Source organism: Limnohabitans sp. MMS-10A-192, from assembly GCF_003063335.1.
Classification (GTDB): Bacteria; Pseudomonadota; Gammaproteobacteria; order Burkholderiales; family Burkholderiaceae_C; genus Limnohabitans_A.
In genome coordinates this window covers 459,098-484,311 of the sequence record NZ_NERX01000001.1, presented here as the reverse complement: position 1 = coordinate 484,311, position 25,214 = coordinate 459,098, and the positions used below count along the sequence as shown (strand labels likewise).

Genomic DNA, 25,214 nt, shown 5'->3' with positions numbered 1-25,214 from the left:
TTATTTCGCCTCCATCAGGTGGATGAAGCGGTCAAAGAGGTAAGCAATGTCGTGGGGGCCAGGCGATGCTTCGGGGTGACCCTGGAAGCAGAACGCGGGCTTGTCGGTGCGGGCCAAGCCCTGCAAGGTGCCGTCAAACAAAGACACGTGCGTGGCACGCAAATTGGCAGGCAATGATTTTTCGTCCACCGCAAAACCGTGGTTTTGACTGGTGATGGACACGCGGCCGGAGTCGAGGTCTTTCACGGGGTGGTTCGCACCATGGTGGCCAAACTTCATCTTGAAAGTTTTCGCACCACTGGCCAAGGCCATGATTTGGTGTCCCAAACAAATGCCAAATGTGGGAATGCCGGTTTCGATCAACTCGGCCGCAGCTGCAATCGCGTAATCGCAAGGCTGTGGGTCGCCTGGGCCATTCGACAAGAAGATGCCGTCGGGCTTGTGCTTGAGCACTTCAGCCGCAGGCGTTTTGGCGGGCACGACAGTGACCTTGCAACCGCGCTCGGCCAACATGCGCAAGATGTTTTTCTTGACGCCAAAGTCGTACGCGACCACATGGAATTTGGGCTCGGTCAAAGTGTCGTAGCCTTTGCCCAAGGTCCACTCGGTTTGTGTCCACTCATACGACTTGGACACGGTGACCTTTTGCGCCAGATCGAGGCCAGCCATGTTGGGTGCGCCTTTGGCTGCTGCCACCGCTTGGTCGATCACAGCTTGTGTGACTTCTTGACCTTTGGCCAAGCCCACGATGGCGCCGTTTTGCGCGCCTTTGGTGCGCAAGATGCGTGTGAGTTGACGGGTGTCGATGTTGGCAATGGCCACGGTGCCTGCATCAGCCAAATAGGCCGACAAGGTTTGGCTAGAGCGGAAGTTGCTTGCAACCAAAGGCAAGTCTTTGATGATCAAGCCAGCAGCATGGACTTTGTCAGCTTCGATGTCTTCCACGTTGACGCCGTAGTTACCGATGTGCGGGTACGTCAAAGTGACGATCTGCTGGCAGTAGCTGGGGTCAGTGAGGATTTCCTGATAGCCGGTGAGCGAGGTGTTGAACACCACTTCGCCGACTGTGGAGCCGGTGGCTCCAATCGAGTTGCCGATAAAGACCGTGCCGTCTGCGAGCGCCAAGATGGCGGGCGGGAAGGTTCCCTGAAGAGACAAAAGCACTGGGTTCTCCGGAATAGTTCGGGTACGCCTCAGCGCGCATCAGAGATCGGGTCTCTTTTTGGCTGCTTGTTCGAGGATTGGGCCTGGGATGGACTGTGGCGTACGGGTTGATGCGGGAAAGCCTCCTATTATAGCCGAGGAGCATCTCGAAAACCCTGACATGCACCTTCCACAAACCCGCTACACGTACACAAAAATAATCAAATTTAAGCCGTCGCACTGGCATGCAAACAAATGGCCGCCGCGGTCGCCACGTTCAGCGACTCTTCGCCCCCCGGTTGTGCAATGCGAACCATTTGCCGAGCATGCAGCATCAAAGCCTCGCTGACGCCCTGCCCTTCATGGCCAAAGAGCCAGGCACACTGGGATTTCAACTGCCCATTTTTCAAAAGCTCGTGCAAAAAAGAACCTGCATGGGAACTGGTGGTCAGGACAGGCACCGCCAAGGCGGCCACATCAGCCTCGCTCGCCGACTCCACCAAATGCAATCCAAAGTGAGCACCCATGCCCGCCCGAAGGACTTTGGGCGACCACAGTGCAGCGGTGCCTTTGATCGCCAAAACCTGCCGATAACCAAAAGCAGATGCGCAACGCAAAATGGCGCCGACATTGCCTGCATCTTGCAAACGGTCCAGGATGACCGTGGATGCATCAGGCAAGACTGCCGCTTGGTCCGACCAGGCCACCACAAAGCCCATGCGGGCGGGTGACTCCAGGCCGCTCAAAGTGGCGAACAAAGCATCCGGCATGACGATCAACTGGTCGCCCTGCAGTGCCCATTGGGCGCCTTGCTCTTGCCAAAAGGACTCCGTCAGCACCACCTGCAAAGGCCGTACACCGCGTTGCACAGCTGCGCGGCACAAATGATCACCCTCGAGCCAGAATTGCCCGGCCTTGCGGTAGGCCGAGCTGTCTTGCGCCAAGCGGCGTATGGACTTGACCAAAGGGTTGTCACGCGAGGTGATCAGATTCATCGAACACTCCTGGCCACCGGGGCAAAAGTCAGTCTGTGGCATTCGGCGGGGCCATGGGCTTGCAACGCCGCCAGATGGACAGCCGTGCCATAGCCCTTGTGTTGGTCAAAGCCGTATTGCGGGTACTGTGCGTGCATTTGCTCGCAAAGCCGATCACGGTGCACTTTGGCCAAGATGGATGCCGCCGAGATAGCGGGCACCAAGGCATCGCCTTGAACAATCGCTTCTGCGCGGATGTCAATGGCGGGCAAACGGTTGCCGTCCACCAGAACTTTCACGGGCTTGAGGCGCAGACCTTCCACCGCCCGCTTCATGGCCAGCATGGTGGCTTGCAGGATGTTGATCTCGTCAATCTCCTGCACTGTGGCTTCGGCGATCGAAAAGCATAAGGCCTTGGCTTTGATTTCATCGAACAATTTTTCTCTGCGCTTGGCGCTGAGCTTTTTCGAGTCATTGAGACCGGCGATCGGATGCAAGTCATCCAGAATCACGGCCGCAGCCACGACGGGCCCCGCCAAAGGGCCGCGACCAGCCTCGTCCACACCGGCCATCAGGCCGGGCACATCAAAATTCAATGGCGCCTGATCAAGCGCCCAGGACTTTTTCGAGGGCATGGGTCGCCAAATCTGCGGTATCGCGCTGCAAGGTCTGGTGCAGCAGCTTGAAACGGGTTTGCAACGCATCCACACGGTCAGCTTGCGCAAGCCATTCGAGTGTGGCCTTTGCCAGGGATTCAGGCGTGCATTGATCTTGGATGAACTCTGGCACCACAAAATCCTGACACAAGATATTGGGCAAGCCTACCCAGGGCTGCAACTGCTTGCGCTTCATGATCTGCCAGCTGAGCCAATTCATGTGGTAACCAATGACCATAGGGCGCTTGAACAAAGCAGCCTCCAGCGTGGCAGTGCCACTGGCGATCAAGGTCACATCACAGGCCGCCAAAGCCTGATGCGATTGACCCTTGAGAACATGCAGTCCGCTCAAACCGCCTTGCGCATCGACCAGGCTTTGAACCACCGCTTGCAAGCTCGGGATCGCAGGCAACACGAACTGCAGAAGGGGCTGCTTCTTTTGCATGATGTGCGCGGCCTGAATGAAACGCGGCACCAAATGCTCGATCTCGGATTGGCGACTGCCGGGCAACAAGGCGACCACCGGACGATCCTGATCCAGGCCCAAGCTTTGGCGTGCGGCCATACGGTCTGGCGTCATGGGAATGGTTTGCGCCAGAGGATGCCCCACATAAGTGGCATCAATGCCAGCGCATGCCAGCAACTCGGGTTCAAATGGAAAAATGCACAACATGTGGTCCACACTGCGCCGAATCTTTTCAATGCGCTCGGGTCGCCACGCCCAGATGGAGGGGCACACAAAGTGCACCGTGGGAATGCCTGCGGCTTTGAGATGGGCTTCCAGATCCAGATTGAAATCAGGGGCATCCACCCCGATGAACACGTCGGGCGGGGATGCCAACAGGCGCTGCTTGAGTTGTTCACGAATGGCCACAATCCCACGGTAGTGGCGCAGCACTTCGACATAGCCCCGGACCGCCAGGCGTTCGTGAGGCCACCAGGCATCAAAGCCCAAGGCAGCCATACGTGGGCCGCCAATGCCAAAGCCCTGGGCCTGTGGCCAACGTTGTCGCAAACCTTGAATCAGCAGACCCGCCAGCAAATCGCCCGAAGCTTCACCGGCGACCATGCCAAAGGACAAGGCCCCCGAAGGGGCCTGCTGTGCATGAGCGACCAGATCAACCATAAAGGATCAACGCACGATGCCGCGTTGAGGGGATGCGGTCGACAGGAAATCCATCATCATCTTCACGTCGTCTGCCGCCTCAGGGGTCTTCTCGGTCAAACCGGCAATGCGTGCCATGGCATCGGCCAAAGACAAGCCGTCGCGGTAAAGCGCCTTGTGCATGGCTTTGACCGCACTGATGCGCTCAGGTGTGAACCCACGGCGGCGCAAGCCTTCAAAGTTCATCGAACGCGCTTGGGCAGGTTGCCCTTGCGCCATGACAAAAGGCGGCAAATCCGCGAACAGCAAGGAGTTCATGGCCGTGAAGCTGTGCGCACCGATGCGGCAAAACTGGTGGACCACCGTGAAGCCGCCCAGAATGACCCAGTCATCGACCACCACATGGCCTGCCAATTGCGTGTTGTTGGCAAAGATGGTGTGGTTGCCGACCATGCAGTCATGTGCCAGATGCACATACGCCATGATCCAATTGTCATTGCCCACCGACGTCACGGCGCGGTCACCTGGCGAGCCGATGTTAAAGGTGCAAAACTCGCGGATCGTGTTGCGGTCTCCAATGACCAGTTCACATGGCTCGTTGTTGTATTTTTTGTCCTGTGGCACGGCGCCCAAAGAGCTGAACTGGAAAATCCGGTTGTCACGGCCGATCGTGGTGTGGCCTTCGATCACACAGTGGCTGGCCACCGTCGTGCCCGCGCCCATGCGCACATGTGGACCGATCACGGTGTAAGGTCCGACAGTCACCGAGCTGTCAAGCTCAGCGCCAGGGCTGATGATGGCCGTTGGATGGATCTTGCTCATGGTGTTCAGGCCTGAGGGATTTTCCGCATGGTGCACATCAACTCGGCTTCTGTGGCGATCTCGTCACCCACCTTGGCGCGCGCCTTGAATTTGAAGATACCGGCCTTCATGCGGTCCAACTCCACTTCCAAAATCAGTTGATCACCGGGTTCCACAGGACGCTTGAAGCGGGCGCCATCGATGCCGGCGAAGTAGTACACCGTCTGGTCATCAGGCGTCTCTCCCAAAGTATCAAAAGCCAGCAAGGCTGCCGCCTGGGCCAAGGCTTCGAGCATCAGCACGCCCGGCATCACGGGACGATGCGGAAAGTGCCCTTGGAAGTGCGGCTCGTTGATGGAGACATTCTTGAGGGCCTTGATGCGCACACCTTTTTCGAGTTCCAGTACGCGATCGACCAGCAAGATGGGATAGCGGTGTGGCAACTGTTTGAGAATTTGGTGAATGTCCATCATGATCAATTTTCCTTGTTATCTTGAATACGGGTCTCGATCGCTTTGATGCGATCACGCAATCGGGACAATTGTTTGAGGCTGGCGGCGTTTCTTTCCCAATTGGCATTGGTATCCAGCGGAAACATGCCCGTGTATTGCCCTGGCTGAGCAATCGAGCGCGTGACCACAGAGGCGGCAGAAATGTGCACATGGTCGGCCACCGTCAAATGACCCAACACAATCGCACCACCGCCCACGGTGCAGTGCGCACCAATGTGGGCGCTGCCAGCCACCCCGACACAGCCGGCCATGGCCGTGTGTTTGCCAATGTGAACGTTGTGGCCAATCTGAATCAGGTTGTCGAGCTTGACGCCATCTTCGATGACCGTATCGTCCAATGCCCCGCGATCAATGCAGGTGTTGGCGCCAATTTCCACATCATCGCCAATGCGCACTGCACCCAGTTGCTCAATTTTTTCCCACTGCCCTTTGTGCAGTGCGAAGCCAAAACCATCCGCACCGATGACTACGCCAGCATGAACAATGCAGCGATCGCCGATGCGGCAGTCCTCACCCAGCGTGACACGTGACTTGAGCACAGACCCCGAGCCAACCCGAGCACCACGCTCGACCACACACAAAGGCCCAATCACAGCATCAGCCGCGACCGAGGCATCAGGATCGATGACGGCACTGGGGTGAATGCGCGGTCCACGGGAAGGGTGCTGTGCGCTCTTCCACAAACGGGTCAAGCGTGCGAAATAAAGGTAGGGATCATCGGTGACGATGGCGGCTTGGCGATCTGCCACCATCGCCTCGAACGCGGGGGCCACAATGACGCAGCCAGCCAAACTGTTGGCCAGCTGGTTTTGATAACGGGGATGGCTCAGAAAGCTGATGTGATCGGCACGCGCCGTTTGCAAAGGTGCTAGGCCGGCGATCTGCAATTCGGCTGGCCCCAACAAGCGGCCACCGAGTGCCTCAACAATTGATCCAAGCTTCAATGCCACCATTTCCAACAGGTCAGAACCTGTTATTTGCCTGCAGAGGCGTTGAGTGCCTTGATCACTTTTTCAGTGATGTCGTGCTTGGGGTTGATGTACACGGCTTCCTGGAAGACCACATCGTATTTTTCGGATTCAGCAACTTGCTTGACCGCACGGTTGGCGCGCTCCACCACAACTTGTTGCTCTTCATTTTTGCGAGCATTCAGATCTTCCTGGAACTCACGGCGTTTGCGCTGAAATTCGCGGTCTTGTTCAATCAGCTGTTTTTGACGAGCGGTCCGCTGTGACTCGGCCAAAGTGGGCGCTTCGCGCTCAAACTTCTCCGAGACTTGCTTCAAGGCGTTGCCCGCATCCACCAACTCTTTCTCGCGGCGCGAGAACTCTTGCTCAAGCTTGGCTTGTGCCTGTTTGGCTGTTGCAGCCTCGCGGAAGATCCGCTCGGTATTCACAAAGCCCAGCTTGAACTCCTGAGCTTGAGCCATGGTAGAAAAAGCGGCGACACCAGCAATCATTGCAAGTGTGAAATGTTGAGGAAGCGTTTTCATTAGAAAGAAGTTCCGATTTGGAATTGAAGTTTTTGAATTCTATCGTCAGTCTGTTGACGGACCGGCACAGCATATGAAAAGCGCAATGGGCCCATGGGTGAGATCCAGCTCAAACCGATACCTGCAGATGCCCTGAGCGCACTGAATGAAACATTTTCTGTGTCCTTGAAAGCGTAACCGGCGTCCATGAAGCCGAACATGCGCAAAGTTTTATCGTTACCTGCCCCAGGAAATGGCGTGATGAACTCAGCATTGAAGACCATCTTTTTAGCACCGCCAAGATAGACGCCATCAGACTTTGGACCAAGGGTTGATTGTTCAAAACCACGCACACTGCCCAAGCCACCCACATAGAAGTTTTTGAACAACGGGTACTCCTGACCCTTCAGACCTTGACCCCAACCCAAATCGGTATTGAAAGCAAAGGTGTATTTTTTACTCAAAGGAATGTATTGCTGGAATTTATAGTTGGATCTGGCGTAGCGCACATCACCGGCAACACTCACATCCGCCGTGAAGCTTTGAAGAGATCCTCTCGTCGGCACCAAAGCACTGTCACGGCCGTCTCTCGCCCAGCCCAATGTCAATGGTAAGGCTGTGCTGGTTGAACCGAATTTAGCCGCATAGTCTTTATAGGCTGTGGGCAAACCTGTGCCGGCAACAATTTGCGTCTGCTCGAAATTAGCGCCGACGAACACGCGGTCTGTCTCGGTCACAGGTACGCCAAAGCGCAAGCCAATGCCAGAGTTCACCAGGCTGTAGGCATTCAAATCACCCAAATAAGGCCGTGTGGTCCGATGAAACAAATCAATCGAGCGTGAGATACCGTTCTGAGTGAAGTACGGGTCGGTTGTGCTCACCACGTAATTGCGGTTGTATTTGCTGGTATTGACCTGCACAGCGAGATAATTGCCCGACCCGAATGCGTTCTCTTGCTGGATACCGAAAGTCAGGGCCACTTTTTCTGTGGAGGAAAAACCAGCGCCCAAAGACACGCTGCCGGTCGGCTTTTCAGCGACGGTGAACAGCAAGTCCACCTGATCCGGAGATCCTGCGATTTCTTGGGTATCCACATTGACATCGGTGAAATAACCCAAACGGTTCACCCGATCGCGCGACAGATTGATCTTGTCGCCGTCATACCAAGCCGCCTCCAGCTGACGGAACTCTCGGCGGATGACTTCATCTCGGGTTCGGTTATTGCCCGCCAACAAGATGCGTCGGACATAAGCTCGGCGCGATGGCTCCGCCACCAACACGAACTGCACCCTGTTGTTCTGACGGTCGATGATGGGCTTGGCCTCTACGCGGGCAAAAGCAAAGCCGAATTTGCCGAAATATTCCGTGAAGGCCTTGGTGGTTTCAGCCACTGTTTCAGCGTTGTAGGGCTCACCCGAGGCGATCTTCACGAGTGGCTTGAATTCAGACTCCTTGTCCAAATAGTTGCCCTCCAGCTTGACCCCCGAGACCACGAAGCGCTCACCTTCATGGATGTTGATGGTGATGGTCATTTTTTGTTTGTCTGGTGACATGGCCACTTGGGTGGAGTCGATGCGGAACTCCAAGAATCCTCGTGCCAGATAGTAAGAGCGCAAAGCCTCCAGATCACCGTTGAGCTTGGTGCGGGAATAACGATCCGACTTGGTGTACCAGCTCATCCAACCGCCGGTATCCAAATTGAATTGATCCCGCAAGGTGTCTGTTGAAAAAGTCTTGTTCCCGACGATCTCAATATTGGCGATCTTGGCAGGACCGCCCTCGGTGATGGTGAAAGACAAGTTGACGCGGTTTCGGTCAATGGGCGTGGCGGTGGTGACCACTTCAGCACCATAGAGACTGCGGCTGATGTACTGGCGCTTGAGCTCTTGCTCAGCCTTGTCTGCCAAGGCTTTGTCGTAAGGCCGCCCTTCTGCCAGGCCCACCTCCTTGAGTGCCTTGTGCAGAACATCCTTGTCAAACTCTTTCAAGCCAATGAATTCCACCGCAGCCACAGAAGGACGCTCTTCCACGACGACGACCAAAACATCGCCCTGCGTCTCAAGGCGAACGTCTTTGAAGAGGCCCAAGGCAAACAAGGCACGAATGCCTGACGCGCCTTTGTCATCGGTGTATTGGTCACCAACACGAAATGGCAAAGACGCAAAGACCGTTCCAGGCTCAATCCGCTGCAGTCCTTCCACGCGAATATCCCGAACTGTAAAAGGGTCGACGGCCCAGGCAGGCGAACAAACGACAGCAGACACCAGCAGACCCAATGCAGTCTGGTTCATGCGCGATGGAAGAAAAGAAAAATTCATGGATGATCCATTGAAAATGGGAATGCAGAACTCATGACGGGCAAGCCTGCAACAAGGCTGCAAAGATCATATCTCAGACATCTGCACACCCAAGACAAGAAGAGACGCCATCGGGGTAAAAGACTGTTTGTTAAGCAGCCAATCTCAAAACAATGGATCGGGCCATTTCACGACCTTGACGATCAAGCGTCATCAAATCTTGCAAATCCTTCGGTGCAGGACAGCTCAGCTCATCCAGCGTTGCCCGGTTCACCACGTGGATCTGATCAAAGCGAATTTGCCGATTCAAAAAAGCCTCCACCGCAATTTCATTGGCCGCATTCAGCAAGGCACAGCTGCCAGGTGCGCCATTGAGCGTCTCCCACGCCAGTTGGATGCCTGGAAAACGCTGCGGATGGCCATGTCCGTCCATGGCTTCAAAAGTCATGGCCGCCAGCGCGTGAAAATCCAGCGCCGAGGCGCCAGACGTCATGCGCTCAGGCCAGCTCAAGCCGTAAGCAATGGGCACACGCATGTCTGGCGTGCCCAACTGAGCGACCACCGAATTGTCCTTGTACTGAACCATCGAGTGGATCACGCTCTGGGGATGGATGACCACTTCGAGTTGATCCGGGGACATGCCGAACAAATAACGCGCCTCGATCACCTCCAGCGCCTTGTTCATCATGGTGGCGGAATCCACCGAAATTTTGCGCCCCATGACCCAATTGGGGTGGGCGCAAGCCTGCTCGGGGGTCACATCCTTGAGGGTAGAAGGATCACGACCACGAAACGGCCCTCCTGAAGCCGTCAGGATGATCTTGTGCACACGACGCTGCCAGGTTGTGGGGTCTTCGGGCAGAGACTGGAAAATGGCCGAATGCTCACTGTCGATGGGCAGCAGCGTTGCCCCACCCTCGCGCACAGCCGACAAAAAGACCTCGCCACCCACCACCAGGGCTTCCTTGTTGGCCAGCAGCAATCGCTTGCCCGCACGTGCTGCAGCCAAACAGGGTGACAAACCTGCTGCGCCCACAATGGCCGCCATCACAGCATCGACTTCAGGCGCACACGACACCTCATCGAGGGCCTGTGCGCCCCACCGCACCTCCACGGGCAAGCCTTCGGCCTTCACCCGATCTGCCAGCAAACGCCCAGCGTCCTCACGGACCATCACGGCGATTTGAGGTTTGAACTGCGCACACTGGGCCAACATCAGGTCCACCTGGCTGGAAGCCGTGAGGGCATAGACCGAAAACTGCTCGGGATGACGTGCCAAAACGTCCAGGGTACTGGTCCCGATGGAACCGGTAGAACCCAAAATGGTGATACTTTGCTTCTTGTTCATCGATCGGCCTTCAAATCCAGGTCACCAACATCATGGCCAATGGCAAGGTGGGCAGCAAAGCATCGACACGGTCGAGCACGCCGCCATGCCCTGGCAACAAACCCGAGCTGTCCTTCATGCCTGCGCTGCGTTTGACCAGCGACTCCACGAGATCACCCACCACACTCAGGGCGCACATGAACAGCAAAGCGGGCCAAGCCACCCAGGCGCCTTTGGCAAACAGCAAGGAATAAAAGCTCTGACTGGGCAGCGCCCAACGGCGATCGACTTCAGTCCAAACCAGTGCCACCAGCATCACCCCCAGCATGCCGCCAAACACACCTTCCCAGCTTTTGCCGGGACTGATGCTGGGTGCCAGTTTCACGCCCACCAGACGCCCCCCAAAAGCACGCCCAAAGAAATAGGCAAACACATCAGCCGCCCACACCAGAACCAATACCGACAACAAGAAATTCACACCGCGCTGATGGGCTTGCGCCATGGCCAACCAAGCGATAACTAGGAGGCACAAACCAACCACCCAACGCAAGGTCTTCGGCCACAAGGCCCATGCCGCAACACCACGACCAATCATCCAAGCCCCCAACAAGACCCAACCCGCGCCTGCCAGCAACCAAACCTGCGGAGGACTCGCCTGTACCCAGCCCCAGCGCTGCGCCAGACCACACAAGGCCAGCGCAACGAGCGCCCCCACCCATGACCACAGCGGTCCCATGGCATTCAAGCGGCCCCACTCCCATGCCCCAGCAGCAATCAACACCACCGTCAAAGCCATGAAGGGCCAGGGATTGACCGCAAACAAGGCGGGCAGCAACAAGGCCAGCAAGACCAGTGCAGTGATGACTCTTTGCTTGAGCATGCGTTCTCCAGAAAAAAAGGCCGCCAAAGGGCGGCCATTCAGACCGTGGATGGCCACGGCATCGTGTGCAAACTCAGACCGCCATGATCTCTTGTTCTTTGGCGGCCACCAGTTGATCAATCTCGGTCATGCGCTTATCGGTCAATTTTTGCACATCGGCTTCAGCGCGCTTTTGATCGTCTTCAGAGGCCAGCTTGTCCTTGACCAGCTTTTTCACCGATTCATTGGCATCGCGGCGCAGGTTGCGGATGGCGATCTTGCCATTCTCACCTTCGGTACGGGCCAGTTTGGTCATTTCCTTGCGACGCTCTTCGCTCATGGGCGGCATCGGCACACGGATCAGATCGCCCATGGAGGCGGGGTTCAAGCCCAATTCGCTCTCGCGGATGGCCTTTTCAATCTTGGCGCCCATGCCTTTTTCCCAAGGCTGAACGCTGATCGTGCGGGCATCCATCAAAGACACGTTGGCCACTTGCGACAAAGGCACGGGTGAGCCGTAGTAATCGACATGGATCGTGTCCAGCAAAGCCGGATTGGCACGGCCTGTGCGGATTTTGGTCAGGTTGTTCTTGAATGCCGCGATGGACTGATCCATCTTGGTTTCGGTGGTTTTTTTGATGTCAGCAATCGTCATGGGGTTCTCCTCGTCAGAACAGGATCAAGCATAAACCAGGGTGCCTTCGTCTTCACCCATCACCACGCGTTTCAAGGCGCCGTTCTTGATGATCGAAAACACCTTGATCGGCAGCTTCTGGTCGCGGCACAAGGCAAAAGCGGTGGCATCCATGATGCCCAGGTTGCGCGAAATGGCTTCGTCAAAACTGATTTTGCTGTAGCGGGTAGCCGATGCGTCTTTCTTGGGGTCAGCGGTGTACACGCCATCCACCTTGGTGGCCTTGAGCACCATTTCGGCACCGATCTCTGCGCCACGCAAGGCAGCCGCGGTGTCGGTGGTGAAGAAAGGATTGCCAGTGCCCGCTGCAAAAACGACCACCTTGCCTTCTTCGAGGTACTGCAAAGCCTTGGGGCGAACATAGGGCTCGACCACTTGGTCGATCCCGATGGCCGACATGACACGCGCTGTCAAACCGGCCTTGTCCATGGCGTCAGCCAGGGCCAAAGAGTTCATCACCGTGGCCAGCATGCCCATGTAGTCGGCGGTTGCACGGTCCATACCGACCGAGCCACCCGCCACACCCCGGAAAATGTTGCCGCCACCGATCACCACCGCCACTTGGACGCCGAGACGCGTGATTTCCGCGATCTCTTCCGACATGCGCACGATGGTGGCGCGATTGATACCGAAAGCATCATCCCCCATCAGGGCCTCGCCGGACAGCTTGAGCAAGATGCGCTTAAAGGCTGGCTTGGCTTGGGACATGATGGACTCCTTCAATATGGGAACGAACGATGGGATGACGCGATGGGTTCAACTTAAGCTGCAGCTTGCGCAGCAGCCACTTGGGCGGCCACTTCAGCGGCAAAGTCGTCGACTTTCTTCTCAATGCCTTCACCCACCACGTACAGGGTGAATGCGCTCACCGTGGTGGCTGCAGCCTTGAGCATCTGCTCCACGGTTTGCTTGTCGTTCTTGACGAAAGACTGGTTGAACAAAGACACTTCTTTCAGGTACTTCTGCACCGAGCCTTCGACCATCTTGGTGGCGATGTCGGCAGGCTTGCCCGACTCAACGGCCTTGGCAGCAGCCACTGAGCGCTCTTTCTCGATCAACTCGGCAGGCACTTCGGCGCTGGTCAAGGACACAGGCTTCATCGCGGCCACGTGCATGGCAACGTCTTTGGCAGCGGTTTCGTCACCCTCGTACTCGACCAACACGCCAATGCGAGTGCCGTGCAGGTAGTTGGCGATCTTGGCGCCACCAGCGGCACGCTTGAAGCGGCGGAAGCTCATGTTCTCGCCGATCTTGCCGATCAGGCCTTTGCGCACTTCTTCCAGCGTGGGGCCGAAACCGTCTTGGCTGTAAGGCAACTCGCCCAAAGCAGCGATGTCGGCAGGGTTGTGCTCAGCCACCAGCTTGGCGGCGGCGTTGGCCAAAGCCAGGAAGCTGTCGTTCTTGGTCACGAAGTCGGTTTCGCAGTTGACTTCGATCATGGCGCCTGTGGTGCCATTGACAAAGCTGGTCACCACGCCTTCAGCGGTCACGCGGGATGCGGCCTTGCCAGCCTTGGTCCCCAGCTTGACGCGCAGCAGCTCTTCCGCCTTGGCCATGTCGCCATCGGCCTCGGTCAGGGCTTTTTTGCACTCCATCATGGGGGCGTCGGTTTTTGCGCGCAGTTCAGCGACCATGCTTGCGGTAATTGCAGCCATTTGATTTCTCCGTATTCAGTCTAAAAGTCAGATTAAAAAAAAGGGGCCACAAAGCCCCTTTCATCGAGTCTTGGGGACTCAAGCAGAAGCGTTGGCTTCTTCGACGAACTCGTCAGCGCCTTCAGTCACGGCCTTGACCACGTCGTTGACGGCGTTTGCACGGCCTTCGATGATGGCGTCAGCGATACCACGGGCGTACAAAGCCACGGCCTTGGCCGAGTCGTCGTTGCCGGGGATGATGTAGTCGATGCCTTCAGGCGAGTGGTTGGAGTCCACCACACCGATCAATGGGATGCCCAATTTCTTGGCTTCGGCGATGGCAATCTTGTGGTAGCCCACGTCGATCACGAAGATCGCATCAGGCAAAGTGGCCATGTCCTGGATACCACCGATGTCTTTTTCGAGCTTTTCGATCTCGCGCTTGAACATCAGCTGCTCTTTTTTGCTCAGGCTGTCGAGGCCGACTTCTTGCTGAGCCTTCATGTCCTTCAGACGCTTGATCGAGGTCTTGACGGTTTTGAAGTTGGTGAGCATGCCGCCCAACCAGCGTTGGTCAACGAAAGGCACACCAGCGCGCTGGGCTTCAGCAGCCACCAGCTCACGGGCTTGGCGCTTGGTGCCGACCATCAGGATGTTGCCGCGGTTGGCAGACAACTGCTTGGCGAATTTGATCGCATCCTGGAACATCGGCAGCGATTTTTCCAGGTTGATGATGTGGATTTTGTTGCGGTGGCCGAAGATGAAGGGGGCCATCTTGGGGTTCCAGAAGCGGGTTTGGTGACCGAAGTGGACACCGGCTTCCAGCATTTCGCGCATGGTAACGGACATAAAGTACTCCAAAGGTTGTGTCTTAAATCCAGCCCACTGATCACGCCAACGAGTCGGCGCAACACCTTGATGGGGCGGGTTTGCGGATGTGCTCTGACAACGCGGCCGATCTGCCCTTTGGGAAAGCTACCCAAGAGACAGCCATCGCGCTGTACAAAGCCTTAGGATTATAGCATCCTGACACCTCCTGAACACAGCCGCCTCTTATGAAAAAAGACCTGATCGCCACCCGTCAAGCCATTTTGAATGGCGAAATCCATCCGCAAAGCGTGGCCGAAGCCTGTTTGGACATCGCGCAAGGGGCGCAATGCCGCGACGCCTTCTTGCTGTTGACCCCTGAAACATTTGAGCAAACGGCCAGTCAGGTCGCCATCCAGACCCGTCCTTTGGCCGGTCTGGCGGTCTCGGTCAAGGACTTGTTTGATGTGCAAGGGCAACGCACCGCCGCCGGATCGGTGGTTTTGCGCGATCAGCCGCTGGCACAAAAGGATGCGCAAGCCGTGGCGCGCTTGCGCGCTGCTGGGGCTGGCTTGATCGGACGCACCAACATGGTCGAATTCGCCTTCTCTGGCGTGGGTGTCAACCCGCACCACGGCACCCCTGCTGCCTGGGATGCCTTGACCGACACAGCTGCTGGCGATGCCCAAGACCCGAGGGTGCCAGGCGGCTCCAGCTCTGGCGCAGCCGTTTCCGTGGCCACTGGCGCGGCCTTCATCGGCCTGGGATCAGATACCGGCGGCTCCATCCGCATTCCGGCGGCACTCAACGGCATCGTGGGTTTCAAAAACACGGCCCGATGGGTCCCCACACAGGGCACCCTGCCCTTGTCCACCACACTGGACACCGTCTGCGCCATGACACGCACGGTGCGCGACACCATCCTGGCACACGAAATCCTGTCGGGCCGCCGGGTACCCCAAACCGACAAGCCTTTGTCGAGCTACAGGCTTGCGGTGGTTCGAGACTTCATGCAAGACAGCATGGACGCCCCGGTGAGCCGTGCCTTTGAGCGCAGCTTGCAAACACTGCGTGCGGCAGGCGCTCAAATTGAAGAAATCGCTTTACCCGAGCTGCTTGAAATCGGCCCCATGATGCGCACCGGCGGCTTCAGCCCAGCGGAAAGCTACGCTTGGCACCGGCAACACCTGGCCCAAAACGCTGAACTTTACGACCCACGGGTGGCACAACGCATCCGCATTGGCGCAGGCATGATGGCCCACGAATACATCGACCTGCTGCATGCCCGCGCCGATTGGATACAGCGGGTCGAAGCCGCCTTGCGCCAGCACGATGCCGTGCTCTCCCCCACCACCCCCATCGTGGCGCCACTCTTGCGCGATGTAGCACCGGGGCCAGAACGCGATGCCGAATTCTTCCGGGTCAATAGCCTGTTGTTGCGCAACACCGCCGCCGTCAATACGCTGGATGGCTGCGGCATCAGTCTGCCCTGCCACGCCCCGGGTGAACTGCCCGTGGGCCTGATGGCTTGGCACGGTGCCATGCACGACGACACCATCCTTCAGCTGGCCTTGCTGCTCGAGCCCCTGCTTCAAAAAGCCTGAACACCATGCAACGCTTGGCCCCCACCTCCAACTGGCCTGTTTTTCAACGCGACCCACTGAAAAGCCTGGAGCGACAACTTCAGGCCCGCAGTCCAACGCCCTTGATGCGAGCTGCAGGCCTGTCCGCGGCACAACTGGCCCTTGCCGTGGCCCCGCATGCCCAGCGCATTTGGGTCGCAGCAGGCCCCGGCAACAACGGAGGCGATGGCCTGGAGGCTGCCATGCACTTGCACCTGGCAGGCAAAACGGTGCGGGTCAGCCTGCTGATCGACCGGGACCAACAAGCCGCCGATGCACAAGCGGCACTGGCCAGAGCACTGCAAGCAGGGCTCACGGTACAAACCGAGATACCGCAGGACTGGATCGCAGGCATGGGTCCGCAAGACCTGTGCATCGACGCCTTGTTGGGCTTGGGCGCATCCCGGCCACTGAGCCCTCAAATCCAAACTTGGGTCGACGCCATCAACCAGTCCCGGGCACAAGTTCTGGCGCTGGATTTGCCCACAGGGCTGGATGCGCAGTCTGGCCAACTTCTGGGCGCGGATGCACAGACACCGTCGCGGGCCGTACGAGCCCATCACACACTGACTTTTGTTGCGGCCAAACCGGGACTGTTCATGGGTCATGGCCGAGATGTCTGCGGAGACATCTGGTTGGAAAGCCTCGATTCAGACGCCAAAGAGCCCGTCCGTCTTCAGCCGCAGGCTTGGCTCAACACGCCTGGCGAACAAGGCCCCAAGGCCCACGCCAGCCACAAGGGCAGTCACGGCGATGTTGCCATCATCGGCGGCGAACCGATGGCCCTGCATGGCATGGGCATGAGCGGCGCGGCTGTATTGGCCGCTACGGCCGCGCTTCACGCAGGCGCTGGCCGGGTGATGCTCAGTCTGCTGGGTGAGTCCGCCGTGTCGGTACCGCCGGATCTGATGCAACGCCCCTGGACGCAACTGGACCTGGAAAAACTGCATGTCGTGTGTGGCTGCGGTGGCGGACAAGCCATCCAGCCCCTCCTTGCCGAAGTGCTGGCACGCAGCGCGCAACTGGTGTTGGACGCCGATGGGCTGAACGCGGTGGCACAAGACGAATCACTGGCCAAGGCCTTGCGCGGCCGTGGCCTCCAACAGGCCACGGTGATCACACCACACCCCCTGGAAGCTGCAAGGCTTTTGAAAACCGATACCGCGAGCATTCAAAGCAATCGCTTGCAAGCGTCCCGAGATCTGGCGGCATTGTTCGATTGTGTTGTGGTGCTCAAAGGCTCAGGCAGCGTGATCGCAGCACCCGGGCAGACCCCGCGCATCAACACCACCGGCAACGGCAAATTGGCCATCGGTGGCACAGGCGATGTGCTGGCCGGCCTCATTGGCGCTCGCATGGCACAAAGCCTGAGCGCCTTTGATGCCGCTTGCGCCGCTGTGCACCAACACGGCCAAGTGGCGGATGACTGGCCTGCAGGCCAGTCGCTCACGGCCAGCCAACTGGCTCGGGCCTTGTACTGAAACGCACCATGCAAAACGGCCATGCACCTCGGTGCATGGCCGCTTCAGGGCACCATCGGCTCAACGGCGCGATTTGCTGGTCCGAGGGCCCTTCTTCTTGGCGCTGGTTTTCTTGGCAGAAGCCTTTTTGACCGAAGCTTTGAGCGCCTGAATCGGCGAGCGGTTGCGCTCCGCATCGGCCATGCGGCGGTCCGCGGCGCGATCGCCTCGGGCAGGCCCCCCATGCTTTTTGCCATGCACGCCTTCAGGAGAGCTTGGTGCCGACAACCCTTTGTCGCGCATGGCGCGCGGCAGCAAATCATCACCGGGGTGCACCAGTCGGAAGTCGATCTTGCGACCATCCAGATCCACCCGACTGACCTGCACCTGCACCCGCGTGCCAATGGCATAGCGGATACCCGTGCGCTCTCCGCGCAGCTCCTGACGCAATTCATCGAAGCGGAAATACTCACCGCCCAGCTCGGTGATGTGCACCAAACCCTCCACATACAGAGCGTCCAAGGTCACAAAAATACCGAAGCTGGTCGCAGCAGACACGACACCGCCGTATTCCTCACCCAAATGCTCGCGCATGTATTTGCACTTGAGCCAGGCTTCCACGTCGCGGCTGGCTTCGTCGGCTCGGCGCTCGTTGGCGCTGCAATGCAGGCCTGCGGCTTCCCAGGCTTGCTGGTCGGCGGCCGACATGCGCACGCGAGGGGCATTCGCGTCAGAAGCGCCTTTAGCGGCCTTGTTTTTTTCCAGCCGCTTGGTCAGCTTGGCATGCGCCTCGCCTGGCACCGGCAATTGGGGCAACTGGTATTTACGACCCAACAAAATGGACTTGATGACCCTGTGCACCAGCAAATCCGGATAACGCCGGATGGGGCTGGTGAAGTGGGTGTAGGCCTCGTAAGCCAAGCCAAAGTGGCCACTGTTCACCGGCGTATAAATGGCCTGCTGCATGGAGCGCAGCAGCATGGTGTGGATCTGCTGCGCGTCCGGGCGGTCCTTGGTCGCTTGTGCGATCTTCTGGAACTCGCTGGTGTGCGGGTCGTCGCTGATGCTCAAGCCCAACCCCAGGGCCTTGAGGTAATTGCGCAGGATGTCTTTTTTCTCGGCCGTGGGACCTTCGTGCACCCGGAACAAACCAGGGTGCTTGCCCTGCTGGATGAAATCCGCACTGCAAACGTTGGCCGCCAACATGGCTTCTTCAATCAGGCGGTGCGCTTCGTTGCGCACACGTGGCACGATTTTTTCAATGCGGCCGCTTTCGTCGCACACGATCTGGGTTTCGGTGGTTTCAAAGTCCACCGCACCGCGCACCGCACGCGAAGCGAGCAAAGCCTTGTACACGTCCTGCAAGTTCATCAGGTCGGTCACGCGCGCCTTGCGCTTGGCCGCTTCTGGCCCACGGGTGTTGGCCAAAATGGCAGCCACTTCGGTGTAAGTGAAGCGCGCATGGCTGTGCATCACCGCCGGGTAAAACTGGTAGGCATGCACATCGCCCTTGGCGTTGACCAGCATGTCGCACACCATGCACAAGCGGTCCACATCCGGGTTCAAGGAACACAAGCCGTTAGAGAGTTTCTCCGGCAACATCGGGATGACCCGGCGCGGAAAATAAACACTGGTGGCACGGTCGTAGGCATCGATGTCGATGTCACTGCCGGTTTGCACATAGTGGCTCACGTCGGCAATCGCCACCAACAAACGCCAGCCCTTGCCTCGGCCCACTTTGGCCGGCTCGCAATACACCGCGTCGTCAAAGTCACGGGCGTCTTCGCCATCGATCGTGACCAGCGGCACATCGCGCAAGTCCACACGGTCCTTGCGGTCCTTGGCCAACACCTTGTCGGGCAAGCCCTTGGCCTGTTCGAGGCAGCCTGCAGAGAACTCGTGCGGCACGCTGTATTTGCGCACCGCAATTTCGATCTCCATGCCTGGATCGTCAATCTCGCCCAGCACTTCTTTCACGCGGCCCACTGGCTGTCCGAACAAGGCGGGCGGCTCGGTCAATTCGACCACCACCACCTGGCCCGGCTTGGCCGTGCCCGTGGCGCCTTTGGGGATCATCACATCTTGGCCGTAACGCTTGTCTTCAGGGGCCACCAGCCACAAACCAGCTTCTTGCAACAAGCGGCCAATGATGGGCTGCTCGGGTCGCTCAACGATTTCGACAATGCGCCCTTCGGGCCGACCTTTGCGGTCCTGGCGCACGATGCGCACCTTGACCCGGTCGCGGTGAAGCACCGCGCGCATCTCGTTGGGCGAAAGGTAAATATCCGACTCGCCATTGTCACGAATCAGGAAGCCATGGCCATCACGGTGCCCTTGCACCTGACCTTCGATTTCATCCAGCATCCCGCTGGTTGGAGCTAATTTTTTAATATACAATCCTTGATTCCTGAGATGCCCAGATGGCGGAATTGGTAGACGCACTAGTTTCAGGTACTAGCGAGTAACATCGTGGAGGTTCGAGTCCTCTTCTGGGCACCATCTTAAACAAACACAAACCCATATCGGCCGATGAACGCAAGTCATCGGCTTTTTTGTTTTTGCGTCTGACTGTTGCCGCGATAAATTTGCACTTTTCTTCACGTCCAGCCCGAAGAGACGATGTGGATGCCCTATAATTCAAAGCTTCCTGAGATGCCCAGATGGCGGAATTGGTAGACGCACTAGTTTCAGGTACTAGCGAGTAACATCGTGGAGGTTCGAGTCCTCTTCTGGGCACCATTCTTATCGAATAAGATGCATTGCAAGCCGTTGATTTCCGATCAACGGCTTTTTTGTTGCCCATTTCACAAAGCGATGAACGATGGCCCGCGCCGTCAGCCTTGCGGCTGATCGGCATCAGGCCGCCAATCAAACCGGCACTCCCACCAGGTCGTGGCCTTCCACGGCCACGATGCGTGCGCGGATGAGTTCACCCACCTTGAATGTCTTGCTGATTTTTTCGGGCGGCAACAAACGCACCACGCCATCAATCTCGGGCGCATCACCGTAGCTGCGTGCCACACCACCGCGTCGGCCCATCGCTGGCGCCGAATCGACCAGCACTTGCATGGTCAAGCCCACACGCTGCTGCAAGCGGGCAATCGACACTTCTTCGGCCACGGCCATGAAGCGGGCTCGGCGCGCTTCACGCACCTCATCGGGCAGCATGCCTGGCAACTCGTTGGCTGTGGCGCCCTCGACCGGGCTGTAGGCAAAGCAACCGGCGCGGTCGATTTGCGCTTCGCGCAAAAAGTCGAGCAAATGCTGGAACTCTTCTTCGGTCTCACTAGGGAAGCCGGCAATGAAAGTGCTGCGAATCACCAGCTCGGGGCACAGCTCGCGCCAGCGCTGGATGCGCTCCAGATTCTTCTCGCCACTGGCGGGCCGCTTCATGCGCTTGAGCACATCGGGGTGGCTGTGCTGAAACGGCACATCCAGATAAGGCAAGACCAGCCCCTCGGCCATCAAGGGAATGATGTCGTCCACGCTGGGGTACGGGTACACATAGTGCAAACGCACCCAGGCGTCGTGCTCGCGGGCCATCTCGCCCAAAGCGCGCACCAGCTCCAACATGCGGGTCTTGATCGGCTTGCCGTCCCAAAAACCCGTGCGGTATTTCACATCCACCCCATAGGCCGAGGTGTCCTGGCTGATGACCAGGAGTTCTTTGACGCCGCCTTCAAACAAAGCCTTGGCTTCCTTGAGCACATCGCCAATCGGGCGCGAAACCAAATCGCCGCGCATGGATGGGATGATGCAAAACGTGCAGCGGTGGTTGCAGCCTTCACTGATTTTCAAATACGCATAGTGGCGCGGCGTGAGCTTCAAACCGGCTTCGCCAAAGCCACCCGGCACCAAGTCCATGAAAGGATCGTGCGGCTTGGGCAAATGGGTGTGCACAGCGTCCATCACCTCTTGCGTGGCATGCGGGCCCGTGACGGCCAGCACGCTGGGGTGCATTTCGCGGATCATGTTGCCACCGCCCTCGCCGGTCTTGGCGCCCAGGCAGCCCGTCACGATCACTTTGCCGTTTTCGTTGAGGGCTTCGGCAATCGTGTCCAGACTTTCCTTGACTGCGTCGTCGATGAAGCCGCAGGTGTTGACGATGACCAGGTCGGCACCGTCGAAAGTTTTGGAGGTCTGGTAACCCTCAGCGCTCAATTGCGTGAGGATCAACTCGGAGTCGGTCAAAGCCTTGGGGCAACCCAGGCTGACAAAGCCCACTTTGGGGGCGGGTGTGGAAATCGTTTCGCTCATCCCCCGATTGTCCGCGCAAAAACGACTGCGCTGTGACAAAAGGGCATCCAACGCCCATCAAGTCCTCAAACCCAGCACGCCCAGCATCTGCTCGGCGTTCTTCTGGATCTGTTTTTGCATCTGCTCTTGCATTTGCGCGACCATGTTCTGGGAGGGATTGGCCAAACCAGAGAACATGTTTTGCATCATCGGGTTTTGCCACTGCATGAACTGCGCCCACACCTCTGGGCTCAGAGGCTGGCTGTTGGCCCCCAATTTGGATTGCCAATCCATGAAGGATTGGACATGGTTCTCCAAATAAGAGCCCATGTAACCCTGCATGGCATGGCCATAAAAGCGGATGATGTTGGACAAGACCGCCTCGCTGAACATGGGCACACCTGCCGTCTCTTCCTCCAAAATGATTTGCAGCAAGATCGACCGGGTCAGGTCTTCGCCAGTTTTGGCATCGCGCACCACCATGGGCGTAGCGTCCATCACCAGCTTTTTCACCTCGGCCAAGGTGACATAGCTCGAGCTTTGTGTGTCGTACAAACGGCGGTTGGGGTATTTTTTGATCGTGCGCACAGAAGCCGCCGAAGTGGACTCAGACGATTTATCGCGAGAAGAAGACGGGTTCGGCACAGAAAGGCTCCAAGAAAAGCACAGGCAGCTGAACATTGTGCTGCACTGCAACACATTCTAGGCATGCACCGGAACGGGGCAAACGCGGTTTACCCTGATAAGTGCTTCCAGCCACCCCTGACATCGGGGAAATACGCACCGATCAAGGTTTTTCTTGCCGTACAGCCCGATTCCAGCGCAATCCCTGCGAAAATAGACAGCTATGTTTACCGGAATCATCACCGGCGTGGGGCGAATCGTCGCCATTCACGACCTGGGTCGCTCTTTACACCATGGCAAGCGCCTCACCATCGAGGCCCCCGCCGGGTACCTCGACGATGTGGGCTTGGGCGACAGCATCGCCCTCAACGGCGCTTGCATGACCGTCACCACCTTCCACCCCGAGAGCCGTCAATTCACGATCGACATCTCGGCCGAATCGCTGGACAAGACCAGCGGTCTCGACCAAGAAGGCACCGTCAACCTGGAAAAAGCGCTGCGCGCCCACGACCGTCTGGGCGGACACATCGTGTCCGGTCACGTCGACGGTGTAGGCCAAATCAGCCATTTCGAGCAAATTGGCGAAAGCTGGGAGCTGCGCATCCTAGCGCCTCATGCGCTGGCCAAATACCTCGCCTACAAAGGCTCCATCACGGTCAATGGCGTGAGCCTGACGGTGAACAAAGTGGCCGATTTGGCGCAAGGCTGTGAAATAAGCATCAACCTGATCCCGCACACCGTTGAAAACACCGCCCTCGGTAGCCTCAAAGCAGGCAGCCGGGTCAACCTCGAAATCGACACCGTGGCCAGATATGTTGAGCGCATGCTCAGCGCTGGCCTGATCCAGAAAGACACCGCATGAACGCCCCCGCGACACTGACCCCCGTGGCGATCTCGCCTGTCGAAGAGATCGTGGCCGAGATGAAAGCCGGTCGCATCGTGATCCTGGTCGATGAAGAAGACCGCGAAAACGAAGGCGATCTGGTGCTGGCCTCTGACCACGTCACGCCCGAAGCCATCAACTTCATGGCCCGCTTTGGCCGTGGCCTGATTTGCCTGACCCTCACCCGCGAGCGTTGCGAATTCTTGAAGCTCCCGCCCATGGCAGCGCGCAACGGCACCGTGTACAGCACCGCGTTCACCGTCTCCATCGAAGCGGCCGAAGGCGTGACCACCGGCATATCCGCCGCCGACCGCGCCAAGACCGTGCAAGTGGCCGTGGCGCGCAACACCCAGCCCACCGACCTGGTGCAGCCCGGTCACATCTTTCCGCTGCAAGCGGTGGATGGCGGCGTGCTCATGCGCGCAGGGCACACAGAAGCCGGTTGCGACCTGGCCGCCATGGCCGGTTGCAGCGCATCGTCCGTGATCTGCGAGATCATGAAAGACGACGGCACCATGGCCCGTCTGCCTGATCTGCAAATCTTCGCCGCCGAACACGGCCTCAAAATCGGCACCATCGCCGACCTGATCCAATACCGCAGCCGCAACGAATCGCTGGTCGAGCGCATCGGCAGCCGCACGCTGCAAACCGCCCACGGCGAATTCACCGCCCACGCGTTTCGCGACCAACCCAGCCAGACCGTGCACTTGGCTTTGGTCAAAGGCCAATGGTCGGCCGACCAGGAAGTGCCTGTGCGCGTGCACGAGCCGCTGTCGGTGCTGGATGCCCTGGAAGTCAACCGCGCCATGCACTCCTGGAGCCTGGACACCAGCTTGCAATACATCAACGCCCAAGGCTGCGGCGTGGCCGTGCTGCTCAACTGCGGCGAATCGGCCGACCAGCTGCTGGCCCAGTTTGAAGGCCGCGCCCGCTCGGCCCAAGCACCCGAGCGCGGCAAGATGGACTTGCGCACGTATGGCGTCGGCGCCCAAATCCTGCGCGAATGCGGCGTGCACAAAATGAAACTCATGGGTCAACCCCGCCGCATGCCCAGCATGACCGGCTACGGCCTCGAAATCACCGGCTACATCCCCAAGGAATGAACATGCTCGAAGCGAACAAAGGTCAAGAACAAGAACTCGACGGGCAATTCCTGCACATCGGTATCGTGCAAGCCCGATTCAACGAAGACATCACCAACGCCCTGGCCAAAGCCTGCATCGCCGAACTCGAAGCACTGGGCGTGACCAGCATCGACCACGTCATGGTGCCCGGCGCGCTGGAAGTGCCTGTGGCCCTGCAAGCCATGGCCGAGCGGGCCGAATACGACGCATTGATCGCTCTTGGCTGCATCATCCGTGGCGAGACCTACCACTTTGAGCTGGTGGCCAACGAATCCGGTGCCGGCGTGAGCCGCGTGTCGCTGGACTACAACCTGCCGATCGCCAACGCGATTTTGACCACTGAAAACCTGGAACAAGCCATCGTGCGCCAGACCGAAAAAGGCCGCGATGCTGCCCGCGTGGCGGTCGAGATGGCCTGCATCATGGACGACTTGTCGGCCGATCTGGCCGAAGAACTTGACGACGAAGAGAACGCCTGATGAACGATCAGACCTCCACAAGCGACACGACAGTCGCTGCAGGCACGCGCAAGTCCTCGGCCAAGCCAGCCCGCAGCCGCTCGCGCGAATTTGCGCTGCAGGCGCTGTACCAACATATTGTGGGCAAGAACGAAGCCTCGGACATCGACGTCTTCACCCGTGACCTGTCTGGCTTTCACAAAGCCGACTCGGCCCACTACGACGCCCTGCTCTACGGCTGCACCGAACAAGCGCAAGCCCTGGACGCCCTGATTGCGCCGAAGCTGGACCGCAGTTTTGCCGAGATCTCGCCTGTTGAACACGCCGTGATGTGGATCGGCGTCTACGAATTGCAACACTGCCTCGACGTGCCTTGGCGCGTGGTCCTCAACGAGTGCATCGAGCTGGCCAAGGACTTTGGCGGCACCGACGGTCACAAATACGTCAACGCCGTGCTGGGTGGCTTGGCCCCCGAGCTGCGTGCCGCCGAAGTGCAAGCCGACCGCCAGGCCGGTCGCATCAAGTAA

The 25,214-nt window shown here is 58.3% G+C and carries 24 protein-coding genes and 2 tRNA genes; 8 read left to right on the top strand and 18 right to left on the bottom strand.

Annotated elements, in window-relative coordinates; genetic code table 11:
• From carA to rpsB, 15 genes are all read right to left on the bottom strand, one after another.
• Entirely contained in the window at positions 1–1,164 is a 1,164-nt protein-coding gene (carA, locus tag B9Z43_RS02470; RefSeq protein WP_199222234.1) for a glutamine-hydrolyzing carbamoyl-phosphate synthase small subunit, read from the bottom strand.
• A 206-nt stretch (positions 1,165–1,370) separates the two neighbouring features.
• Positions 1,371–2,138, bottom strand: a complete 768-nt coding sequence (locus tag B9Z43_RS02465) for an RNA methyltransferase (RefSeq protein ID WP_108322550.1) — start codon at positions 2,136–2,138, stop codon at positions 1,371–1,373.
• On the bottom strand, positions 2,135–2,752 hold the full coding sequence (gene rnhB, locus B9Z43_RS02460) for a ribonuclease HII (protein ID WP_108322549.1): 618 nt from the start codon (positions 2,750–2,752) through the stop codon (positions 2,135–2,137). The genes B9Z43_RS02465 and rnhB overlap by 4 nt, the downstream gene beginning before the upstream one ends.
• Entirely contained in the window at positions 2,724–3,899 is a 1,176-nt protein-coding gene (lpxB, locus tag B9Z43_RS02455) for a lipid-A-disaccharide synthase (protein WP_233249994.1), read from the bottom strand. The genes rnhB and lpxB overlap by 29 nt, the downstream gene beginning before the upstream one ends.
• A gap of 6 nt (positions 3,900–3,905) precedes the next feature.
• Positions 3,906–4,700, bottom strand: a complete 795-nt coding sequence (gene lpxA / locus B9Z43_RS02450) for an acyl-ACP--UDP-N-acetylglucosamine O-acyltransferase (RefSeq protein ID WP_108322548.1) — start codon at positions 4,698–4,700, stop codon at positions 3,906–3,908.
• A gap of 5 nt (positions 4,701–4,705) precedes the next feature.
• Positions 4,706–5,152 (bottom strand): 3-hydroxyacyl-ACP dehydratase FabZ, encoded by a 447-nt coding sequence (gene fabZ / locus B9Z43_RS02445; protein WP_108322547.1) that lies wholly within the window; start codon positions 5,150–5,152, stop codon positions 4,706–4,708.
• A 2-nt stretch (positions 5,153–5,154) separates the two neighbouring features.
• Positions 5,155–6,141: a UDP-3-O-(3-hydroxymyristoyl)glucosamine N-acyltransferase gene (lpxD, locus tag B9Z43_RS02440; RefSeq protein WP_108323166.1), complete on the bottom strand. Its 987-nt coding sequence runs from the start codon at positions 6,139–6,141 to the stop codon at positions 5,155–5,157.
• Between the two features lie 23 nt (positions 6,142–6,164).
• Entirely contained in the window at positions 6,165–6,683 is a 519-nt protein-coding gene (locus tag B9Z43_RS02435) for an OmpH family outer membrane protein (protein ID WP_108322546.1), read from the bottom strand.
• On the bottom strand, positions 6,683–8,953 hold the full coding sequence (gene bamA, locus B9Z43_RS02430; protein ID WP_108323163.1) for an outer membrane protein assembly factor BamA: 2,271 nt from the start codon (positions 8,951–8,953) through the stop codon (positions 6,683–6,685). Before bamA ends, B9Z43_RS02435 begins: the two co-directional genes overlap by 1 nt.
• Positions 8,954–9,110: 157 nt before the next feature.
• Complete coding sequence (gene ispC, locus B9Z43_RS02425) at positions 9,111–10,307, bottom strand: 1-deoxy-D-xylulose-5-phosphate reductoisomerase (RefSeq protein ID WP_108322545.1); 1,197 nt, start codon at positions 10,305–10,307, stop codon at positions 9,111–9,113.
• A 10-nt stretch (positions 10,308–10,317) separates the two neighbouring features.
• Complete coding sequence (locus B9Z43_RS02420) at positions 10,318–11,166, bottom strand: phosphatidate cytidylyltransferase (protein WP_108323161.1); 849 nt, start codon at positions 11,164–11,166, stop codon at positions 10,318–10,320.
• A 73-nt stretch (positions 11,167–11,239) separates the two neighbouring features.
• Complete coding sequence (gene frr / locus B9Z43_RS02415; RefSeq protein ID WP_108322544.1) at positions 11,240–11,800, bottom strand: ribosome recycling factor; 561 nt, start codon at positions 11,798–11,800, stop codon at positions 11,240–11,242.
• Positions 11,801–11,824: 24 nt separating this feature from the next.
• Positions 11,825–12,547, bottom strand: coding sequence for a UMP kinase (gene pyrH, locus B9Z43_RS02410; RefSeq protein WP_108322543.1), 723 nt, complete (start codon positions 12,545–12,547; stop codon positions 11,825–11,827).
• 53 nt (positions 12,548–12,600) lie between these two features.
• Positions 12,601–13,494 carry a translation elongation factor Ts gene (gene tsf / locus B9Z43_RS02405; protein WP_108322542.1) on the bottom strand — a complete coding sequence of 298 codons (894 nt, stop codon included), beginning with the start codon at positions 13,492–13,494 and terminating at the stop codon, positions 12,601–12,603.
• Positions 13,495–13,572: 78 nt separating this feature from the next.
• Positions 13,573–14,322, bottom strand: coding sequence for a 30S ribosomal protein S2 (gene rpsB / locus B9Z43_RS02400; RefSeq protein WP_108322541.1), 750 nt, complete (start codon positions 14,320–14,322; stop codon positions 13,573–13,575).
• 206 nt (positions 14,323–14,528) lie between these two features.
• Between rpsB and B9Z43_RS02395 the strand changes: the two genes are divergently transcribed.
• Both B9Z43_RS02395 and B9Z43_RS02390 read left to right on the top strand, forming a co-directional pair.
• Positions 14,529–15,884 (top strand): amidase, encoded by a 1,356-nt coding sequence (locus tag B9Z43_RS02395; RefSeq protein ID WP_108322540.1) that lies wholly within the window; start codon positions 14,529–14,531, stop codon positions 15,882–15,884.
• A gap of 5 nt (positions 15,885–15,889) precedes the next feature.
• Complete coding sequence (locus B9Z43_RS02390; RefSeq protein WP_108322539.1) at positions 15,890–17,383, top strand: NAD(P)H-hydrate dehydratase; 1,494 nt, start codon at positions 15,890–15,892, stop codon at positions 17,381–17,383.
• Positions 17,384–17,443: 60 nt separating this feature from the next.
• Here the strand turns inward: B9Z43_RS02390 and rnr are convergent, their stop codons facing one another.
• The gene (gene rnr, locus B9Z43_RS02385) at positions 17,444–19,726 is read right to left on the bottom strand and encodes a ribonuclease R (protein ID WP_108322538.1); all 2,283 of its coding nucleotides are present in this window, start codon (positions 19,724–19,726) and stop codon (positions 17,444–17,446) included.
• A gap of 50 nt (positions 19,727–19,776) precedes the next feature.
• Here rnr and B9Z43_RS02380 point away from each other — a divergent pair.
• Together B9Z43_RS02380 and B9Z43_RS02375 are read left to right on the top strand one after the other, a co-directional pair.
• Positions 19,777–19,861, top strand: a tRNA-Leu gene (locus tag B9Z43_RS02380).
• A 155-nt stretch (positions 19,862–20,016) separates the two neighbouring features.
• A tRNA-Leu gene (locus tag B9Z43_RS02375) sits at positions 20,017–20,101 on the top strand.
• Positions 20,102–20,230: 129 nt separating this feature from the next.
• Here B9Z43_RS02375 and rimO read toward each other — a convergent pair.
• Together rimO and phaR are read right to left on the bottom strand one after the other, a co-directional pair.
• Positions 20,231–21,619 carry a 30S ribosomal protein S12 methylthiotransferase RimO gene (gene rimO, locus B9Z43_RS02370; protein WP_108322537.1) on the bottom strand — a complete coding sequence of 463 codons (1,389 nt, stop codon included), beginning with the start codon at positions 21,617–21,619 and terminating at the stop codon, positions 20,231–20,233.
• A gap of 57 nt (positions 21,620–21,676) precedes the next feature.
• On the bottom strand, positions 21,677–22,279 hold the full coding sequence (gene phaR, locus B9Z43_RS02365; RefSeq protein ID WP_108322536.1) for a polyhydroxyalkanoate synthesis repressor PhaR: 603 nt from the start codon (positions 22,277–22,279) through the stop codon (positions 21,677–21,679).
• Between the two features lie 166 nt (positions 22,280–22,445).
• On the opposite strand from phaR, the gene B9Z43_RS02360 reads away from it, so the two are divergent.
• Genes B9Z43_RS02360 through nusB form a run of 4 tightly spaced genes read left to right on the top strand, consistent with a single transcriptional unit; the run spans position 22,446 to position 25,214 of the window.
• Positions 22,446–23,084: a riboflavin synthase gene (locus B9Z43_RS02360; RefSeq protein ID WP_108322535.1), complete on the top strand. Its 639-nt coding sequence runs from the start codon at positions 22,446–22,448 to the stop codon at positions 23,082–23,084.
• Positions 23,081–24,208 carry a bifunctional 3,4-dihydroxy-2-butanone-4-phosphate synthase/GTP cyclohydrolase II gene (ribBA, locus tag B9Z43_RS02355; protein ID WP_108322534.1) on the top strand — a complete coding sequence of 376 codons (1,128 nt, stop codon included), beginning with the start codon at positions 23,081–23,083 and terminating at the stop codon, positions 24,206–24,208. Before B9Z43_RS02360 ends, ribBA begins: the two co-directional genes overlap by 4 nt.
• Positions 24,209–24,210: 2 nt before the next feature.
• Entirely contained in the window at positions 24,211–24,708 is a 498-nt protein-coding gene (gene ribH / locus B9Z43_RS02350) for a 6,7-dimethyl-8-ribityllumazine synthase (protein ID WP_108323159.1), read from the top strand.
• Positions 24,708–25,214, top strand: coding sequence for a transcription antitermination factor NusB (gene nusB, locus B9Z43_RS02345; protein ID WP_108322533.1), 507 nt, complete (start codon positions 24,708–24,710; stop codon positions 25,212–25,214). The genes ribH and nusB overlap by 1 nt, the downstream gene beginning before the upstream one ends.

Excerpts from the sequence above, each read along its gene's own strand:
- rpsB (WP_108322541.1), bottom strand. The coding sequence starts at position 14,322 with ATGTCCGTTACCATGCGCGAAATGCTGGAAGCCGGTGTCCACTTCGGT.
- phaR (WP_108322536.1), bottom strand. The coding sequence starts at position 22,279 with ATGTTCAGCTGCCTGTGCTTTTCTTGGAGCCTTTCTGTGCCGAACCCG.
- bamA (WP_108323163.1), bottom strand. The coding sequence starts at position 8,953 with ATGAACCAGACTGCATTGGGTCTGCTGGTGTCTGCTGTCGTTTGTTCG.
- ispC (WP_108322545.1), bottom strand. The coding sequence starts at position 10,307 with ATGAACAAGAAGCAAAGTATCACCATTTTGGGTTCTACCGGTTCCATC.
- frr (WP_108322544.1), bottom strand. The coding sequence starts at position 11,800 with ATGACGATTGCTGACATCAAAAAAACCACCGAAACCAAGATGGATCAG.
- nusB (WP_108322533.1), top strand. The coding sequence starts at position 24,708 with ATGAACGATCAGACCTCCACAAGCGACACGACAGTCGCTGCAGGCACG.
- lpxA (WP_108322548.1), bottom strand. The coding sequence starts at position 4,700 with ATGAGCAAGATCCATCCAACGGCCATCATCAGCCCTGGCGCTGAGCTT.
- pyrH (WP_108322543.1), bottom strand. The coding sequence starts at position 12,547 with ATGTCCCAAGCCAAGCCAGCCTTTAAGCGCATCTTGCTCAAGCTGTCC.
- tsf (WP_108322542.1), bottom strand. The coding sequence starts at position 13,494 with ATGGCTGCAATTACCGCAAGCATGGTCGCTGAACTGCGCGCAAAAACC.
- B9Z43_RS02395 (WP_108322540.1), top strand. The coding sequence starts at position 14,529 with ATGAAAAAAGACCTGATCGCCACCCGTCAAGCCATTTTGAATGGCGAA.
- B9Z43_RS02390 (WP_108322539.1), top strand. The coding sequence starts at position 15,890 with ATGCAACGCTTGGCCCCCACCTCCAACTGGCCTGTTTTTCAACGCGAC.
- rimO (WP_108322537.1), bottom strand. The coding sequence starts at position 21,619 with ATGAGCGAAACGATTTCCACACCCGCCCCCAAAGTGGGCTTTGTCAGC.
- fabZ (WP_108322547.1), bottom strand. The coding sequence starts at position 5,152 with ATGATGGACATTCACCAAATTCTCAAACAGTTGCCACACCGCTATCCC.
- rnhB (WP_108322549.1), bottom strand. The coding sequence starts at position 2,752 with ATGCCCTCGAAAAAGTCCTGGGCGCTTGATCAGGCGCCATTGAATTTT.
- ribH (WP_108323159.1), top strand. The coding sequence starts at position 24,211 with ATGCTCGAAGCGAACAAAGGTCAAGAACAAGAACTCGACGGGCAATTC.
- B9Z43_RS02465 (WP_108322550.1), bottom strand. The coding sequence starts at position 2,138 with ATGAATCTGATCACCTCGCGTGACAACCCTTTGGTCAAGTCCATACGC.
- rnr (WP_108322538.1), bottom strand. The coding sequence starts at position 19,726 with ATGCTGGATGAAATCGAAGGTCAGGTGCAAGGGCACCGTGATGGCCAT.
- B9Z43_RS02360 (WP_108322535.1), top strand. The coding sequence starts at position 22,446 with ATGTTTACCGGAATCATCACCGGCGTGGGGCGAATCGTCGCCATTCAC.
- lpxB (WP_233249994.1), bottom strand. The coding sequence starts at position 3,899 with ATGGTTGATCTGGTCGCTCATGCACAGCAGGCCCCTTCGGGGGCCTTG.
- B9Z43_RS02420 (WP_108323161.1), bottom strand. The coding sequence starts at position 11,166 with ATGCTCAAGCAAAGAGTCATCACTGCACTGGTCTTGCTGGCCTTGTTG.
- B9Z43_RS02435 (WP_108322546.1), bottom strand. The coding sequence starts at position 6,683 with ATGAAAACGCTTCCTCAACATTTCACACTTGCAATGATTGCTGGTGTC.
- ribBA (WP_108322534.1), top strand. The coding sequence starts at position 23,081 with ATGAACGCCCCCGCGACACTGACCCCCGTGGCGATCTCGCCTGTCGAA.